12 protein-coding genes are annotated in these 13,275 nt (G+C 63.5%); 1 reads left to right on the top strand and 11 read right to left on the bottom strand.

Annotated elements, in window-relative coordinates:
- Positions 1 to 21 precede the first annotated feature (21 nt).
- The 8 genes from ABID19_RS32430 to ABID19_RS32395 form a co-directional block, all read right to left on the bottom strand.
- The gene (locus ABID19_RS32430; RefSeq protein ID WP_263806804.1) at positions 22 to 1,098 is read right to left on the bottom strand and encodes an ABC transporter ATP-binding protein; all 1,077 of its coding nucleotides are present in this window, start codon (positions 1,096 to 1,098) and stop codon (positions 22 to 24) included.
- Positions 1,095 to 1,895, bottom strand: coding sequence for an ABC transporter permease (locus ABID19_RS32425; RefSeq protein ID WP_263806805.1), 801 nt, complete (start codon positions 1,893 to 1,895; stop codon positions 1,095 to 1,097). The genes ABID19_RS32430 and ABID19_RS32425 overlap by 4 nt, the downstream gene beginning before the upstream one ends.
- A 1-nt stretch (position 1,896) precedes the next feature.
- Complete coding sequence (locus ABID19_RS32420) at positions 1,897 to 2,757, bottom strand: ABC transporter permease (protein ID WP_263791420.1); 861 nt, start codon at positions 2,755 to 2,757, stop codon at positions 1,897 to 1,899.
- 68 nt (positions 2,758 to 2,825) lie between these two features.
- The gene (locus ABID19_RS32415; protein WP_263806806.1) at positions 2,826 to 3,860 is read right to left on the bottom strand and encodes an ABC transporter substrate-binding protein; all 1,035 of its coding nucleotides are present in this window, start codon (positions 3,858 to 3,860) and stop codon (positions 2,826 to 2,828) included.
- 82 nt (positions 3,861 to 3,942) lie between these two features.
- Complete coding sequence (locus ABID19_RS32410) at positions 3,943 to 5,421, bottom strand: aldehyde dehydrogenase (RefSeq protein WP_263806807.1); 1,479 nt, start codon at positions 5,419 to 5,421, stop codon at positions 3,943 to 3,945.
- A complete protein-coding gene (locus ABID19_RS32405) occupies positions 5,418 to 6,470 on the bottom strand; it encodes an LLM class flavin-dependent oxidoreductase (RefSeq protein ID WP_263806808.1) in 1,053 nt (350 codons plus the stop codon). Before ABID19_RS32405 ends, ABID19_RS32410 begins: the two co-directional genes overlap by 4 nt.
- Before the next feature lie 5 nt (positions 6,471 to 6,475).
- The gene (locus ABID19_RS32400; protein WP_263791414.1) at positions 6,476 to 8,260 is read right to left on the bottom strand and encodes an alpha/beta fold hydrolase; all 1,785 of its coding nucleotides are present in this window, start codon (positions 8,258 to 8,260) and stop codon (positions 6,476 to 6,478) included.
- Positions 8,253 to 8,840: an amino acid synthesis family protein gene (locus ABID19_RS32395; RefSeq protein ID WP_263791413.1), complete on the bottom strand. Its 588-nt coding sequence runs from the start codon at positions 8,838 to 8,840 to the stop codon at positions 8,253 to 8,255. Before ABID19_RS32395 ends, ABID19_RS32400 begins: the two co-directional genes overlap by 8 nt.
- Before the next feature lie 141 nt (positions 8,841 to 8,981).
- Here ABID19_RS32395 and ABID19_RS32390 point away from each other — a divergent pair, with 141 nt between their 5' ends.
- Positions 8,982 to 9,659 carry a GntR family transcriptional regulator gene (locus ABID19_RS32390; protein WP_263791411.1) on the top strand — a complete coding sequence of 226 codons (678 nt, stop codon included), beginning with the start codon at positions 8,982 to 8,984 and terminating at the stop codon, positions 9,657 to 9,659.
- A 230-nt stretch (positions 9,660 to 9,889) separates the two neighbouring features.
- Here the strand turns inward: ABID19_RS32390 and ABID19_RS32385 are convergent, their stop codons facing one another.
- The 3 genes from ABID19_RS32385 to ABID19_RS32375 form a co-directional block, all read right to left on the bottom strand.
- A complete protein-coding gene (locus ABID19_RS32385) occupies positions 9,890 to 11,533 on the bottom strand; it encodes an MFS transporter (RefSeq protein ID WP_263806809.1) in 1,644 nt (547 codons plus the stop codon).
- 1,069 nt (positions 11,534 to 12,602) lie between these two features.
- Positions 12,603 to 13,055, bottom strand: a complete 453-nt coding sequence (gene panD, locus ABID19_RS32380) for an aspartate 1-decarboxylase (protein ID WP_006205530.1) — start codon at positions 13,053 to 13,055, stop codon at positions 12,603 to 12,605.
- 55 nt (positions 13,056 to 13,110) lie between these two features.
- The coding region (locus ABID19_RS32375) for a 3-oxoacyl-[acyl-carrier-protein] synthase III C-terminal domain-containing protein (protein ID WP_354494717.1) at positions 13,111 to 13,275 on the bottom strand (165 nt) is incomplete at its 5' end.

Genomic DNA, 13,275 nt, shown 5'->3' with positions numbered 1-13,275 from the left:
TCCTCAACTCGCTCGGAAAACTCAGGCGGGAAACAGAAACGCCGCCGCCGGGTCGAAAAACACCTGCCGGCTGCAGGGCGACACATCCTGCGACGGCATGGCGGCCGAGGTCGGCCTGATGTCGACCCCCTCGCCGGCGGCGGTGCGCGCGACGATGCGCCGCCGTTCGCCATAGAAGGCGACATCGACAATCTCGACGTTGAGCTCTGCGCTCGCCGGGCTCCGTTCCATGCCAAACGCCTCCGGCCGGATCATCAGCCTGGTTTTCTGGCCGTTGCCAAACGTGCCGTTGGCTCTGACGCCGGAGATGACAGAGCCGTCGGCCAGCCGGATCGTTGCCGTGCCGTCGGTGGTGTCGAGATGTTCGGCGGCAAGAAAATTCGAATTGCCGATGAAGCCGGCGACGAAATCGGTCGCCGGCCTCAGATAAAGGTCTTCGCCGCTGCCGGTCTGCTCAATGCGACCGTCCCGGAACAGGGCGATCCGGTCCGACAGATGCAGCGCTTCCTCCTGGTCGTGGGTGACGTAGAGGATGGTGACGCCGGTCTCGCGATGGATGCGGCGGATCTCGCCCTGGATTTCCTCGCGCAACTTCTTGTCGAGCGCCGACAGTGGTTCGTCCATCAAAAGGATCGGCGGATCGTAGGCCAGCGCCCTGGCCAGTGCGACGCGCTGCTGCTGGCCGCCCGACAGCGCGCCCGGCAAGCGCGTGGCGAAGCTTTCGAGCCGCACCAGCGCCAGCATGTCGGCGACCTTCTTCTTCACCTCGGCTTCCGGCCGGCGGCGAACCCGAAGCGGAAAGGCGACGTTCTCGGCCACCGTCAGATGCGGAAAGAGCGTGTAGCGCTGGAAGACCATGCCGATGTTGCGCTTGTGCGAGGGCACGGCGAGCAGCGACTTTCCTTCCAGCTGCACATCGCCGGAACTCGGATCCTGGAAGCCGGCAATCGCGTAGAGCGTCGTCGATTTTCCCGAACCCGAAGGCCCGAGGAAGGTCAGGAACTCGCCTTTGGGGATCTCGAGGGTGACGTCGTGCACGGCGGTGATCGCCCCGAACGCCTTGCGCAGATTGCGGATGGAGAGGAAGGGCTGGGTCATGTGCGGACCTTTCGCTGCAGCAGCGCCGTCACCACCATCAGGGCAAGCGTCAGCCCGACGAGCAGACTGGAGGCGGCGGCGATCACCGGGCTCAAATCCGACCGCAAACTGCCCCAGATCTTGACGGGCAAGGTCTGCAAGCTGGGGCTGGCCATGAAGATCGCCACCACGACTTCGTCCCACGAGGCGAGGAAGGAAAAGATCGCGGCGGAGAAGATGCCGATCCGGATCGACGGCAAGGTGATCCTGAGCCTGGCCTCGAGCGGGCTGGCGCCGCAGACGATCGCCGCGTCCTCGATCGACTTGTCGAAGCCTTCGAGCGCGGTGGCGATCGGGATGATGGCGAAGGGCAGCGCCAAAACGGTGTGGGCGATGACGAAGCCGATGCTGGTGCCGCCGAGGCCAAGGCGAAGGAAGAAGGCATAGATGGCGATGGCGAAGACGACAACGGGCAGCACCATCGGCGTCAGCAGCAGGCCGCGCAGGATCTCACGCCCGGCAAACTGTCCGCGAACCAGGGCAAAGGAGGCGAGCAGGCCGATCGCGACCGCCAGCATCGCCGTCATGGTGGCGATCTTGGCGCTGGTCAGCGCCGCATCGAGCCAGGCCGGATCGGCAAAAAGCTCCTGGTACCATTTGAGCGTCCAGCCGGGCGGCGGGAAGGCCAGCCAGCGCGACGAGCCGAACGAGAGCAGGACGATGAAGACGACCGGCAACAGGAGAAAGCCGGCGACCAGAGCGGTGAAGCCGAGCAGGGCAATCTTCAGCCATCCCATGCGGTCATAGTCGAGCAGCATCTCAGATGCCTCCGCTCATGCGCCTGGCGCCGACGAGGCGCAGCTGCAGCGCGTAGAGCGCCATGGTGACGACAAGCAGGATGAAGGCCGCGGCGCTGCCGAGCCCCCAGTTGAGCAGCGACTGGATCATCTGCGCGATCATTTCGGCGAGCATCATGTTCGACGTACCGCCGAGCAGTGCCGGGGTGACGAAGTAGCCGAGCGACATGACGAAGACCATCAGGCCGCCGGCCGCCACGCCAGGCAGCGACAGCGGCAAAAGGATGCGGCGGAATGCCTGGAAGGGGCTGGCGCCGCACAGTGCCGCCGCGCGCAGCGTCATCGGATCGATCGCCCGCAGCGTGCCGACCAGCGGCAGGATCATGAAGGGCAGCATGATGTAGACCATGCCGATGGTGACGCCGGTGAGATTGTTAATGAGCGGCAGCGGCTGGTCGATGATCCCGGCGGCCATCAGCGTCCGGTTGATGACGCCGGTGCGCTGCAGCAGCACCATCCAGGCATAGGTGCGGGTCAAGAGATTGGTCCACATCGACAGGATGATGACGCCGAAGACGATCGAGGCCAGCGCCGAGGGCATGATCGCCAGCATCCAGGCAACCGGAAAGGCGACGAGGACGGTGACGATCGTGACCACCGACGCGACCAGGAAGGTGTTGAAGAAGACCCGCGCATAGGTGCCGTCGCCAAGCAGGGCCGCGTAGTTCTGCAGGCCGGGCTCGGGCTCCGTGACGCTGCGCAAAAGCAGGGCCAGGACCGGGACGACGAAGAACAGCACGATCAGGATCAGCGCCGGCAGCAGGCCGTTGAAGCCTGCCGGCATGCGGAATGTTGGTGGGCTCTGGCGTGTTTCGACCGACATGGCAGCGACCTGGGCTACGGGACGAGACGACGCAGACCGTCCCGTCCCTTGCTGTTCAAGGGGCAGGCTTATTTCGCCTGCCAAGCATACCAGCGCGTGGCGATCTCGTCGCGGTGCTCGGCCCAGTAGTTCATGTCGAGGTTGATCTGTCCGTCGACATGGGCGTCCGGCAGCGCCTTCACCGCATCGGCCGGCATCTCGGCCTTGGCCTTGGTGTTGATGGGCGCATAGCCACTGGCTTCGGCGAACTTCGCCTGGCCGGCCGGGCTGCTTGCCGCGGCGAGGAACTTCATCGCGGCGTCCTTGTTCTTGGCGCCCTTCGGCACCACCAGGACGTCGGCGGCGGTCAGGTTCTGGTTCCAGGAGACGCCGACATCGGCGCCATCCTTCTCCAGCGCGAAGACACGACCGTTCCACAGCTGGCCGAAGGTTGCTTCGCCGGACGCGATCAATTGCTGCGACTCCGCGCCGCCGCCCCACCAGACGATGTCCGACTTGATGGTGTCGAGCTTCTTGAAGGCGCGATCGAGATCGAGCGGATAGAGCTTGTCGGCGGGAACGCCATCGGCCAGCAAGGCGATCTCGATGACACCGGGCGCCGACCATTTGTAGAAGGTCCGCTTGCCCGGGAATTTCTTCAGGTCGAACATGTCGGCCCAGCCGGCCGGTTCGCCCGAAACGGCGCCCTTGTTCCAGGCGAGCACGAAGGAATAATAGAAACTGCCGACGGCATGATCGGTGGTGAAGCGCGGATCGAGGTCGGCCTTCGGCACAGCAGTGAAGTCGATCGGCTCGAGCAGGCCGTCCTTGGCCGCCTTGATGGCGAAATCCATCTCGACGTCGACGACATCCCAGTTGACGCTGCCGCTGTCGACCATCGCCTTCAGCTTGCCGTAGTCGGTCGGGCCGTCCTGCATGACCTTGATGCCGGAGGCGGCGGTGAACGGTTCGGCCCAGGACTTGGTCTGCGCTTCCTGGGTCGTCCCGCCCCAGCTGGTGAACACCATGTCCTCGGCCTTTGCGGCCGTCGTTGCCAGAAGTGTTGTTGCGAGCAGTGTCGTTGCAAGAAGGCGGGCAAGGGCGCCGGTGATGATCAGTTTCATGTCGTTCTCCTCTGTTTGTTTTCGTTGTTGGCTGTTCGCGACCGGCGTTTTCGCCTTGATCGCGAATCCCCGTCCGCGGCGGCTACCGCATGACAAAAGGATCGGGAATCGGGTCGTCCGAGATGCGTATCCACACCGACTTCGAACGCGTGTAGTCGCGGATCGCATCGAGGCCGCCTTCGCGGCCGAGGCCCGACTGGCCATAGCCGCCGAACGGAACCAGCGGCGAGACGGCGCGATAGGTGTTGATCCAGACCACGCCGGCATGGATGCCGCGCGCCATGCGATGGGCTTTCGCGAGATTGGTGGTGAACACGCCGGACGCCAGGCCGAACGGCGTGTCGTTGGCCAGCGCCAGGGCTTCGGCTTCCGCGTCGAAGGCGATCACGGAGAGCACGGGACCGAACAGCTCCTCGCGCACGCAGGGCAAGCCGGTGTTGTCGTTGGCATCGATGATCGTCGGCGCGTAGTAGAGGCCGCCGGCGTGACCGGCGGGCCTTTCGCCGCCGGTGACCAGCCGTCCACCTGCGGCAAGGCTTGCCGCCACGATCTTCTCGATCCATTCGCGCTGCCGCGACGTGGCCAGCGGCCCCATTTCGGTTGCCGGATCCTGCGGATCGCCGATCCGGATCGCCTCGGCCTTGTGCTTGAGCCGGGCGAGGAATTCGTCCTTCACCGAACGCTCGACCAGCAGGCGCGAGCCGGCGACGCAGCTCTGGCCGGTGGCGGCGAAGATGCCGGCGACGACCGCGTTGGCGGCGCTGTCGAGATCGGCATCGGCAAACACCACGACCGGGCTCTTGCCGCCGAGTTCGAGCGTCGTGTAGGCAAGGTTTTCCGCGGTGTTCCTGACGATCTGCTGGGCGGTTGCCGGACCACCGGTGAAGGCGACACGGGCGACGAGCGGATGGCTGGTCAGGCGGTGACCGCAATCATGGCCGAAGCCGGTCAGGATGTTCACGCTGCCGGCGGGAAAGCCCGCCTCATGGACGAGCTCGGCGAAGGCCAGCAACGGGGCAGGGCCGTCCTCGGACGCCTTGAGGACGACGGTGCAGCCGGCCGCCAGCGCCGGCCCGAGCTTGACGGCGGACAGGAAGAGTTGCGAATTCCACGGCACGACCGCGGCGACGACGCCGATCGGCTCGGGCCGGATCGTCACTTCCATGTCCGCCTTGTCGATGGGGACAAACGAGCCTTCGTGCTTGTCGGCCAGCCCGCCATAGTAGCGGTAGTAGTCGCCGACATAGGCGATCTGGGCGCGGGTCTCGCGGATGATCTTGCCGGTGTCGCGCGTCTCGAGTTCCGCCAGCCGGTCGGCATTGGCGACCACCAGGTCGCCGAGCCGCACCAGCAGCTTGCCGCGCGCTGTTGCCGTCATCGCCGCCCATGGGCCGGAGCGCAGCGCCCGGTGAGCGGCCTCGACGGCGCGGTCGACATCGGCCGATGATGCAGCGGGCATCCTGGCCCATGCCGTGCCGGTCGACGGGTCGATGCTGTCGAAAGTCGCGGGCGCGTCCTCGAAGCTGCCGTCGACATAGTTCCTGAATTGAGCGGTGCTCATCGCGTATGCGGTCCCTGGAAGGCCGGCATCACCCTATCGATGAAGAGCTGCAGCGATTTCTTCTTGCGCTGGTGGGAGAGGCCGCTGTCGATCCAGATCGAATACTGGTCGTAGCCGAGCGCCTCATAGGCCTTCAGCCTGGCGATCACCTCGTCGGCTTCGCCGATAACAAGGTTCTGCCGGATCTTGTCGGGCGCATATTGCGGCATGGCCGCGATCTCGGCCTCGGTTAGCGCCTCCAGAACGCCCTGGCGCACCGGCTTCTTGTTCTGGAACCAGGCCCCGAACTGGCAGTAGAACTGCGACAGGTCCTGCGCCAGGCGATCAGCATCGGCTGCGTCCTCGGCAACGAATGTGTGCATCAGCAGCATGATTTCCGGCCGCGCTATGTCGGGGTGAGCAGCGCAGGCGGTGTTGAAGCGCTCCATCAGGCTGGTCACCTCGCCATCGCCGGAGGCCAGCGGCGTCACCTGCACATTGCATTTGCTGGCGACGGCAAAGTCATGCGAGTTCGGATCACGCGCCGCCACCCAGATCGGCGGATAAGGCTTTTGCAGCGGCTTGGGTGACGAGGTGGTCGACGGGAACGACCAGAACTCGCCAGTGAGTTCGAAATCGCCATCCCACAGGCCGCGGATCGCCGGCACCATCTCGCGCATGCGCTGGCCGGCGCCCCAGGCTTCAAGCCCAGGAAAAAGCCGCTGGTATTCGTAGGCGTAGGCGCCGCGCGCAATGCCGATGTCGAGGCGGCCGCCGGAGATGACGTCGGCCATTGCCGCTTCGCCGGCAAGCTTGATCGGGTGCCAGAACGGCGCGACGATGGTTCCGGTGCCGAGCCTTATGCGCCTGGTCTTGGCGGCGAGCCAGGCGATGTTGATGAACGGGTTCGGCGAGATGGTGAATTCCATACCGTGATGCTCGCCGATCCAGGCGGTCTCGAAACCTGCCTCTTCGGCCTGCACGACCAGCTCTTCCAATTCACCGACAAGCTCGGAATGCGGCTTGGCCAGATCCGAGCGCTCCATGTGGACGAACAGCGAGAATTTCATCAGCGTCACCCGCGACCGGAAAGAAGAACTGGCGAAGGCTTGGCGAGCGGCCGGACTTCGCCTTCGACCTCGTTGCCTACATAGACGCCGAACGCATCTTCCATGCGCTCGCGTGCATAGCGGGCAAGCATCGACCGCACCGCAGGGTCGGCAATCCTCAGATCGGCGATCTTCTCGATGTCGACAAGCCGCACATGGCGATCGTCGGAATGAGGGCCGTCGACCGTGCCGCGATAGTAGACATGCGTGCGCGAGGGGTCGGCGGCATCGTCCCAGACGGCGAACAGGAAGCCGAGCTGGGCGTCGATGGTCCTGGCGGCAAGGCTCCCCTTGAGGCTGCGCGCATCTTTCGGTGTGCCCAGTCCGCGCCCAGCCGGCAATTCATGGAAGCCGTCAGATGTCTCGAAGAACAGCACCCGGCCATCGTTCTCGAGAATGGCGCCGACTTCCGTATCGGGCGGTGCAGCCGCCAGCGCCTCCTGGCTGAGGCCGGGCGTCACATAGGTGCCCCGGCAATAGCCGAGCGGCTGTGCTCCGTTGTGGCTGAAATCGCGGACGCGGCCGATGAGGATCGAATGATCGCCGGCATCGACCAGCTGCTGCATGGCGCAATCGAACACCGCGACGGAACCGTCGATCAGCGGATTACCGGTCTGGCCCGGTTGCCAGGCCACGCTCGCGAACTTGTCGGCGGCCTTGGAGGCAAAGATGCCGGAGTGGGCTTTCTGGCTCTCCGACAGGATGTTGATGGCGAAGCCCTTCGATGTCGAGAAGGCGCTGTGTCCCAGCGCCTTCTTGGCGATGCAGACAAGCACCAGCGGCGGTTCGAGCGAGACCGAGGTGAAGGAGTTGGCGGTGAAGCCGCGCGGCTCGCCTTCCGCACTGATCGTGGTGACGATGGTGACGCCGGTCAGGAAGGAGCCGAGCGCGCGCCGGAATTCGCCGCTGTCGAAGGCGAGATCGGCCTGCGGCGTCGCGGCTTCGGCGTCGACAAAGGCGCTGATGTGGTGAGTCACTTTTTCGGGCGAAGCCATTGCCATCATGTGCCTTTCTCCGCCGAGCACAAGGCATTGCCCGTGCGGCGCGAGCCTCGCCATCGCCGCCGACATGGCCGGGGTCGAATTGCTGTCGTCGGACCCGGTCATGAACAAGGCTGGCGCCGCCAGCCCGGCCAGGGCATAGGCATGCTCGGCATCGGCATGGGCAAAAAGGCGATAGGTGCGCGCGTAGCCTTCCGGGTCGACGCCTTCAAGAGCCGCGCGTGCGGTGGCGGCCGCACCCGCTAGGCTCTCCGGCAGCGGGTCGCCGAACCAGCGGGCAAGCGTTGCCGCGATGGCGGAAGGATCGCCATGCGTGCCGAGTGCCGCCGCTCGTTCGCGCACGGCCTGCGCCAGGGCTTCGGGGCGGCGGAAGACCGCGTTGAGGCAGACGATGGAGCGGACGCGCGACGGCGCGCGAAGGGCGATTTCCAAGGCGACCAGCGCGCCCATCGAATGGCCGACGATCGATACCGAGGCGAGACCGAGATGATCGAGCAGACGCAGCGCCTGCTCGGCGAAATCCGACAGGGCGGCATTTTCCGGCGGCAGGGGCGAGGTGCCGTGGCCGAGCATATCGACGGCGATCAGGTCGTGGCGATCTTTCATCGAGGCTATCTGATCCTGCCAGATCGTTGCGTTCATGCCGACGCCGTGGATGAGCAGAACCGGCGTGCCGGAACCGGCACGGATGAAGCCGGTGCCGTCGGGAGCTATGCCCCGGACCCATGCGGAGGCGGCGACGTCAGCCATGCAGATCCCCGACCTCTTTCAGATCCTGATAGCGGTCGCCTATGCGATGGTGCGGGCGGCCGCCGATCGAAGCGCCAAGCGCCACCACCAGCTCGTCGGGCCCGGGCGCGTCGCCGATCTGGAAATGCACGGTGAGATAGTGGGAGCGACGGCCGTCGTCGTTTTTGTCCATCAGCGGGATCATGATCGGCGTGTTCGGTCCGCCGCGCAGATTGGTGAAGGCCAGATAGGTTTTGGCGCCGACAGCACGGCGATAGTGATTGCCGAAATGCAGTGTGTGGATCAGCGCCGAGGCGTGCTCGATCTCGCCTGAGGTGCCGCAGATGGCCGCCTTGCCGTAGCCTTCAATCGCCTCGCCCGAACCGGCGACGGCGATGATCTCGCGGGTCAGCATCTCGCCGAGAACGGGGGCAAGGGCGCGGATTTCCGGCGACAGGTCGTCAGTGAAACCACGGCCGGCCCAGGGGTTGGTCAGCACCGCGGCAACGCCGATCAGGCGCAAGGGCTTAGGCGCCGCCTTGCCGCCCTCGATAAGCGTGTTCTCGATGTAGGTGACGGTCTTCCGAATGGCAGGTCTCATGAAGGTCCTCGGTCGCGACGGCGTTGCCCAACGCCGCAATCTTTGATATCATCTTATGGTATACCATACTATGGAGCGCCGAGAGCCTTGTCAATCGCCCTTGGAATCTGTTTTGTGGCAGCACGAGGACGCGGAGAAAAAATGTCAGACGATACGCTGCGGATCGACCGCTCTGCCAAGACGTTGAGGACGCTGGCGCTGGAGCGCATGCGCGAGGCGATCATGGGCTTCCATTTCCAGCCTGGTGAAAGGCTGGTCGAGCGGCCGCTTTGCGATCAGCTCGGGGTCAGCCGGTCGGTCGTGCGCGAGGTCCTGCGGCAACTGGAGGCGGAAGGCCTGGTGCAGATGATACCGGGCCATGGGCCCGCCGTCGCCAAGCCGGATCTCGGCCGCACCGACGAAATCTACGAATTGCGGGCCCTTCTGGAGGGCATCGCGGCGCGGGCTTGCGCCTTAGCGGCCACCGACGCGCAGATCGCGGCGCTCGATGCCGCCTTGACGAACCTGCTTGACGCGTGGGCGTCAGGCGCGCCGGTCGAGGTGATGCGGGCCACGACCAAGTTCTACGAAGCGCTGTTCGAAGCGGCCGACAAGCGCATTGCCTGGGAAATCGTGACGGGTCTGAATGTCCGCATCAACCAGCTCCGCTCGATGACCATCGCGTCGGAGAACCGGCGCGAGCCGGCGATCGCCGAAATGACCGAAATCATGGATGCCATCCGCTCGCGCAAGCCGGACGAGGCGGCGGCGGCAGCCCGGCGGCATGTCGAATCCGCCTGGCAGATCGCACGTAACACGCTGCGCCTTGGTCCCCCTTAGCGACAGCCGCAGTCTTTACAGCGCTCCACCCCGTAACTGGCCAGCGCGGCATCCTATCGTCCATCCTGGCCTTGCGATAGGGCTCGGTATCGTGTCGGGCGTGTAGATCAGGCGGCCTTGTGCTGGGGTTTGAAGTGCCGCATCTACACGGTCCGTGGCGTGCGAACCCTGTGCTCTTGAAAGCCCAGGGGTGATCGCGGCTTTCCATCGACCAACAGCTCATCATGACGTCACCTCGGAGGACGAGAAAAGACTGTTAAGGCACGGGTGCGAGCTGCCTCCGTCGTTCGCTCGATCGAAAGCACCGTGCGTGGAGGAAGTTCGCCATCATGCAGCGCGAGAAGATGTTCGTCTGCTTCCTTATCCGCCGCCGTAAGCCGGTGATTTAGACGAAGAAAGTCCATCCAGGTGGGCGTGCGGAATGTCTCTGTCCAAAGTGAAGGCGTTTGAAGATTTCGCTGGAGCGTCCAGTTTCGTGCACCGGCGCGGCTAAGAGCGTGCCGCTTTGTCCGCATGCAGCCGAGAAAGGCGTCGATATTCTTCTCTGATATGGAATAGTCGACCTTGGCAACGATCGGGCCACTTCTGGGCTTCAGATCGAGTGCCAGCTCCGGTGCGCGAAAATCCGAACTTTCTTGATCCGTTTCTTCCCATGGACGGACCGGCAGCACTATTCCCGCTGCTGCAACCAGCAACAGAGCCCCCGCAGCGCCTTCCAAAGCCCAGGGCAAGGAGTAGTTCTGCGCGACAGAACCCCAAATCCAGCTGCCTGCTGCCATGCCCCCGGCGCTCAGGGCGTAGTAGATCGAGAGCGTCCGGCCGACTACCCACCTTGGGCTTGCCAGCTGCACCGACACGTCAATGCCCGTCCAGGTGAGAAGCCAACCGGCGCCACCGAATGCCAGCGAAATGGCGGCCACAGCGACCGACGATGTAAGCGCAAGGGAGAGGCAACATGCTGCACAAGCGACAGAGGCGCACGCCACCAGTCTGTTTTGAGACGTGATCCGCCTCAAGAAGCCGTTGCTCATGCCCGCAATGAACGCCCCCATTCCGAATCCGGCCAACAAGATGCCGTACACGATTGGCCCGCTCCTCAATTGATCCCGCACGACAAGAGGCAGAAGCGCGAGGATGGAGATGCTTGCCAAGCCGAAAAGGGTTGCACGGGCGATTGCAACTCTGATCTCCGACGATAACGCCGTAAAGCGCACTCCATCATGAATCGCCATCGTCATTCTCTCACGAGGGAGAGGCGAAGAGCGGACTTGCCATTTGGTGCGCCATATTGCGCCCAGCGGCGCCAGATCACTCAGCGCGGCCAAGGCGAAAGCGGCAAGCGGCCCAAAGAACGCCAGAATGACGCCTCCCAAAGCCGGACCAACGCTGCGCACAATGTTGTATCCGACAGACATAAGCGTCACCGCAGCCGGAATTTCGCGCTTGTGAAGAATATCGCCCACGGACGCATGCCAGGCCGGATCGGTTAGCGCGAAGCCGCAGCCAGCCAGGAAACCCAATCCGAGTATGAGCCAGGGACTAACAAATCCAAGGCCGACAGAAATCATCAGCGTTGTTGATGCCGATGCTATCAGGCAGTGCCCCGCAAACATGACCCATCGGCGACTGAAGTTGTCGGCGATGGCTCCGGCGAGAACTGAGAGGAAGAACACCGGCAATGTGGATGCGGCCTGCACGAGTGCAACCATCAGGTCTGAGGCAGAAATAGTGACCATGAGCCAACTGATGGCTACTGTTTGCACGAGCCATCCCAGGCTGGATATCTGTGTAGATACCCAGATCGAACGAAAAACCTGGTTCCGAAGCGGGGCAAGCGTCGTTGGAACGGACGGATGAGGATTTTCGTGCGGCATGCGTTTCTTACCTTCGACGAGCCGATTGTTTAATTCACGGCTGCCACTTCCTTTTTGCCTCTATGATGTTGAGCAATGGGTCAGTGCTTCCAAGGCGTAACCAAGCACCTGCTTCCGCATGCTTTTGCGTTCATCCTAGGAACCGGCATACCGGTTTGGGATCCCCCGCTCAATCCGGAGGTCTTAGCAGAGAGTCGGAAGTGTAGCATTGAGCCACATAGCGGAATGCGCGGGGCAAGTATCCGTTTTGGTGAGCGCGAATTTCCTGCCCATTGCCGCACGCCTCGGCTGCGGCGTGTCCGGCGATTGTGCGTTCCATGGTCAGAGCTCGCTCGAATGCAGCCAGCGTGGGATGACACGATCGAAGGTAACGATAGAGTAGATGTTATTCTTGATAACGTGGAAACAATACCATTTCGGCAATGCGGCAACGACTCGCGTGCCCGGCCGCGAGACCCGCGAACCTTCCGAGCTCTTGTTCGTCGCAGGCAAGTTCGCCGAATACCAACGCTTGGGCGATACCGCGATCGCGATTCTTGGCGACGAGATCCGCCCAATAGTCGATAGGTCGGTAATCGCAACCATCTCAATCTTTTGTCCCAGACTGAGAAACCGGTATTTTGCCTCTGGCTTGGAAAACCGCAGCCCCGCGAATATGCAGCAGATTGACGCCGCAGCCATCAGTGCAGCGATCGCCCGGAGCTCAGGGCAGACCAGATCCCGCCCCGTAAGCTGGTCCCATGTGCCATCGGCAAGGTATTCTTGGTGCCTGTGAGCATGAAGGTGATGGCAATCTGGTCGAGCGCACTGCCAACGATGGCAGTCGTCAGGTTCGTTAGCACGACGCGAAAAAGGTCTCGCTGGTTCCAGCGCCTAAGTCCTGGCTTGCTTCCTCTAGGCGCGGATCCAGTCGCCGCAAGCGGTCGTTGGCACGCCATCCTCACCGTCCCAGCGCCAGTATGAGCTGGATCAGGTTCAACGGGTCTCTGCGTCAAGCGTATTCGGCCCGCGGCGACGACAGGCGCTCGATTATTGCGGTGCAAAAGCTCGCACACGTGTCGGATACAAGTCACGCGCCGGAGAGCAGGGCAGGGGTGGCCAAAGCCTCCCCCGCCTCGTCAAGGATGGAGAAACAGTAACGGCCATGGGCGTCGAGATCGACGGAGTAGCTCAGGCGGTCGAGTATGTGGTTGTCCTGATCGAACGTGACGACCCGCGGCTTCAGCGAGGTGATATGCGCTTCATCCAGGTAGATGGAGCTGCAGACAATGATCTGGTCGTCTGGCTGGCAGGTGCGGGCGGCCGCTCCGTTGAGGATACAGCAGCGTGACCCGCGTTCGCCGAGAATGACGTAGGTCGAAATCCGCGCGCCGGAGTTCTTGTTCCATATCTCGACAAACTCCATCGGCAGGATCCCGGCTTCTTCGCAGTGGTCAGGGTCGAGCGTTATCGAACCGTGGTAGTTGAGGTTTGCTTCGGTGACGTGGATGCCGTGCAGCTTGCCGGCGACTAGTTTTCGCATGGTCTGTTTCCTATCCATCATGAATGACCAGTCCGTTGGGCGGCCGGTTGCTCGGCTAAGTTCCGACGACGAGGGCGCCGCCGCTGAGACCCGCACCCGCTGCAGCGAGAAGGATTTTCTCCCCCGGCCGAAACGGTTCCATCTGATGGGCTAGCGAAAGCGATAGCGGGATCGTCGCGGCGGAAGAGTTGCCGTAGTCGGCGATTGTCTTGACGATTGC

The organism is Mesorhizobium robiniae (genome assembly GCF_040545535.1).
In the GTDB taxonomy this organism is placed as follows: Bacteria; Pseudomonadota; Alphaproteobacteria; order Rhizobiales; family Rhizobiaceae; genus Mesorhizobium; species Mesorhizobium robiniae.
This window is presented reverse-complemented; position numbering and strand designations above follow the sequence as displayed.

Coding starts and splice junctions, on each gene's coding strand:
- ABID19_RS32415 (WP_263806806.1), bottom strand. CDS start 3,860: ATGAAACTGATCATCACCGGCGCCCTTGCCCGCCTTCTTGCAACGACA.
- ABID19_RS32395 (WP_263791413.1), bottom strand. CDS start 8,840: ATGAGACCTGCCATTCGGAAGACCGTCACCTACATCGAGAACACGCTT.
- ABID19_RS32385 (WP_263806809.1), bottom strand. CDS start 11,533: ATGCCGCACGAAAATCCTCATCCGTCCGTTCCAACGACGCTTGCCCCG.
- ABID19_RS32410 (WP_263806807.1), bottom strand. CDS start 5,421: ATGAGCACCGCTCAATTCAGGAACTATGTCGACGGCAGCTTCGAGGAC.
- ABID19_RS32400 (WP_263791414.1), bottom strand. CDS start 8,260: ATGGCTGACGTCGCCGCCTCCGCATGGGTCCGGGGCATAGCTCCCGAC.
- ABID19_RS32390 (WP_263791411.1), top strand. CDS start 8,982: ATGTCAGACGATACGCTGCGGATCGACCGCTCTGCCAAGACGTTGAGG.
- ABID19_RS32430 (WP_263806804.1), bottom strand. CDS start 1,098: ATGACCCAGCCCTTCCTCTCCATCCGCAATCTGCGCAAGGCGTTCGGG.
- ABID19_RS32405 (WP_263806808.1), bottom strand. CDS start 6,470: ATGAAATTCTCGCTGTTCGTCCACATGGAGCGCTCGGATCTGGCCAAG.
- ABID19_RS32425 (WP_263806805.1), bottom strand. CDS start 1,895: ATGCTGCTCGACTATGACCGCATGGGATGGCTGAAGATTGCCCTGCTC.
- ABID19_RS32420 (WP_263791420.1), bottom strand. CDS start 2,757: ATGTCGGTCGAAACACGCCAGAGCCCACCAACATTCCGCATGCCGGCA.
- panD (WP_006205530.1), bottom strand. CDS start 13,055: ATGCGAAAACTAGTCGCCGGCAAGCTGCACGGCATCCACGTCACCGAA.